Source organism: Saccharopolyspora sp. NPDC000995, assembly GCF_053599315.1.
In genome coordinates this window covers 1,924-4,651 of sequence record NZ_JBSFLZ010000120.1, presented here as the reverse complement: position 1 = coordinate 4,651, position 2,728 = coordinate 1,924, and the positions used below count along the sequence as shown (strand labels likewise).

Genomic DNA, 2,728 nt, shown 5'->3' with positions numbered 1-2,728 from the left:
GCAGCAGAAGCTGGGAGGCGTAGTGATGGCTTCGAACGAGGTTGCTAACACCTTCCAAGACGGAGACCGTCGCAGCGCGTCCATCTTCTAAAGGAAGCGTTCGGCAGTGAATGCGAAGGCTCGGCCCGGGGTTGCCGCGCAACGCGCCTCGGGCCGAGCCGCCACACATCACCCGCGTAGCAGAGGAGGTAAGCCATGTCGGGTTCCAATGTTCCAGGTAAACCGATTACGGCGTTCGACCGGAGTCAGTACGAACGATTGATCAGGGCCATCGATGAGGTCGATCACGGGCTGGTCAAGATGTTTCTGAAGCCTGGCTCGGATATTCGGCTCGACTCCACGTTGGGCAGTAGGCTCAAAATCGGTAACTCGAGCTGGGCCGCGGTGAAGGATTTCACCACGAACGCCAACAACTTCGGCACGTCGGTTGACAATTTCAACCGGAAGTCCAGTAAGAGCTGGCAGGACTTCATCGATGCCCTCAACGAGGCCAAGGACATCTTCGAAGAAACCGACGACCTCGCGAAATACGGTGCCGAGAAGTTCTTGAACGAGTACCCGGAACTCGGGGGGTCGAGCGGCTCGTCGTCGTACGGGGCCACCCCCGATGCTGGAAGCGGTGGCGGCAGCGACGGCGGCAGCGGTGGCGGTGGCGGCAAGGATGGCGGCAAGGGCGGCGGCAAGTAGCCGCCGGTCTTCGCCCGCATCGTGATCCGTCAGCATTGCTCGGAGCGCATCTTGAATCCTCCAAACGCACCTGACCACTGGGGGATTCAGTTTGGTTAAGCCGCCGCGGCTTTTCCTGATGAACAGGCAGTTGCCCCAACCAACCAGTCGAACGGCTTGTCGCCGGTGATCGAGGAGAGCCAATGGCTGAGAAGGAACCAGCCCTGCAGGTCCCCGACAACACCCACTTCTCGGAGTGGGGCATCGGAGAGGTACTACTCGCGCTCACCGGCGACCAAGTCGACTTTCGAACGGCGGCGAATCAGAGCTGGATCAAGTTCGACTCGGAGGCTTCGGGAGGGTCGTGGGACAAAAGTAAACCGAATTCGGCGCCTATCCAGTATCACGCCTGGGACCAGCTCTATTACGCGGCTAGTTACGACACCGACGCATTAAAGGCGTGGGAAGACCTGTGCCTGAAGATGGATACCATCGCCAACGACTTGGCCACGGGACGGCGCGGCTCGCTGGATACGCTATCCGTTTTCGAGGCTGAAGAAAAAGCCAAGATGTACGAGGAATTCTTGAAGTATTCGGCCTCGGATTTCCGCGCCTGGGCCAAGAACCTCGACCAGGACGGCTCGAAATTCAAGGGGAAGGCGGCGTCGGTGATCCAGCGCCGCATGGACACCTATGCAGATGCGCAATTAGACGTGCATAAGCAGGTCACCGACAACAACGGAGTCCGGGTGTCCAAGGCTTTGGGTGACCTGAACTACCAGCTGAATGCGGTCATAGCTGCGATCACTACCACCTGGTGGCAGGTCGGGAGTAAACTCCGCGGGCTTCCTAGGCAATCGGCGTATTCCAGTGCGTCGAATGTGACCAAGTTTATTACGGAAAATGGCTTAGTTGCGCCCAAAGCGGCTAACCCCAACTATGCTCTGGACGATATAGTCGATACTTCGGACCGGGACACAGCGGAGGAGTTCATTCGCAGCTGGCTGGCTAGTACCGACTACGGGAACGTCATGACCGCGGACGCCTGGAACAAGATGAACGACGAGATCAACAAGAAGATCTCGTCGGCGCTCGACGAGCTGGACACTGCCGCGCGAAGCGCCATGGCGGACCTGAACCGAGTTATGGTTACCGCTACGACCGCCCTGACCGCACTGGTCGAGCCGACGCCCAGCAACTCCTCCGGCGGTGGTTCCAATATTCCGAAGCCGGACGGGGGTGGGCCTAAGCCGCCGCCGATGCCGGACCCCAACGGTGGTGGGTCTAAGGGCGGCGACAAAAAATGGAAGCCGCCGCCGGTGCCGGACCCCAACGCTGGCGGGTCTGGGGGCGGCGACAAAAAATGGAAGCCGCCGCCGGTGCCGGACCCCAACGCTGGCGGGTCTGGGGGCGGCGACAAAAATTGGAAGCCGCCGCCGGTGCCGGACCCCAACGCTGGTGGGTCTGGGGGCGGCGACAACGGGAAGCCGTCGCCTGGTTTCGATTCGAACGGGAAGCAGCCGGCGGACGGGGGTGCGCCGCCGCCAGTTCCGGCCGGCCCTGGCGGGGTGTTCACCAAGTCAAAGCAGCCGGGTGCCAACGGTGGTGGTCCCGGCGGGCTCGACGAAAACGGGAAGCCGTTGCCTGGTCTCGATTCGAACGGCAAGCCGTTGCCTGGTTTCGATTCGAACGGCAAGCCGTTGCCTGGTTTCGATTCGAACGGCAAGCCGTTGCCTGGTTTCGATTCGAACGGGAAGCAGCCGGCGGACGGGGGCGCGCCGCCGCCAGTTCCGCTCGGCCCTGGCGGGGTGTTCTCGAAGTCAAAGCGGCCGGGTGCCAACGGTGGTGGCTCTGGCGGGCTCGACGAAAACGGGCATCCGTTGCCTGGTTTTGATTCGAACGGCAAGCCGTTGCCGGGCTTTGGTTCGGATGGGCATCCGTTGCCTGGTTTTGATTCGCATGGGAAGCCGTTGCCGGGCTTTGGTTCGGATGGGCATCCGTTGCCTGGTTTTGATTCGCATGGGAAGCCGTTGCCGGGCTTTGGTTCGGATGGGCATCCGTA

1 protein-coding gene and 1 pseudogene are annotated in these 2,728 nt (G+C 61.4%); both read left to right on the top strand.

The window, feature by feature from the left end; genetic code table 11:
* The first annotated feature begins 195 nt into the window (after positions 1–195).
* Complete coding sequence (locus ACWDKQ_RS28825; protein WP_450141916.1) at positions 196–687, top strand: hypothetical protein; 492 nt, start codon at positions 196–198, stop codon at positions 685–687.
* A 182-nt stretch (positions 688–869) separates the two neighbouring features.
* Positions 870–2,728 (top strand): annotated as a pseudogene (locus tag ACWDKQ_RS28820) (hypothetical protein); the annotation flags it as partial.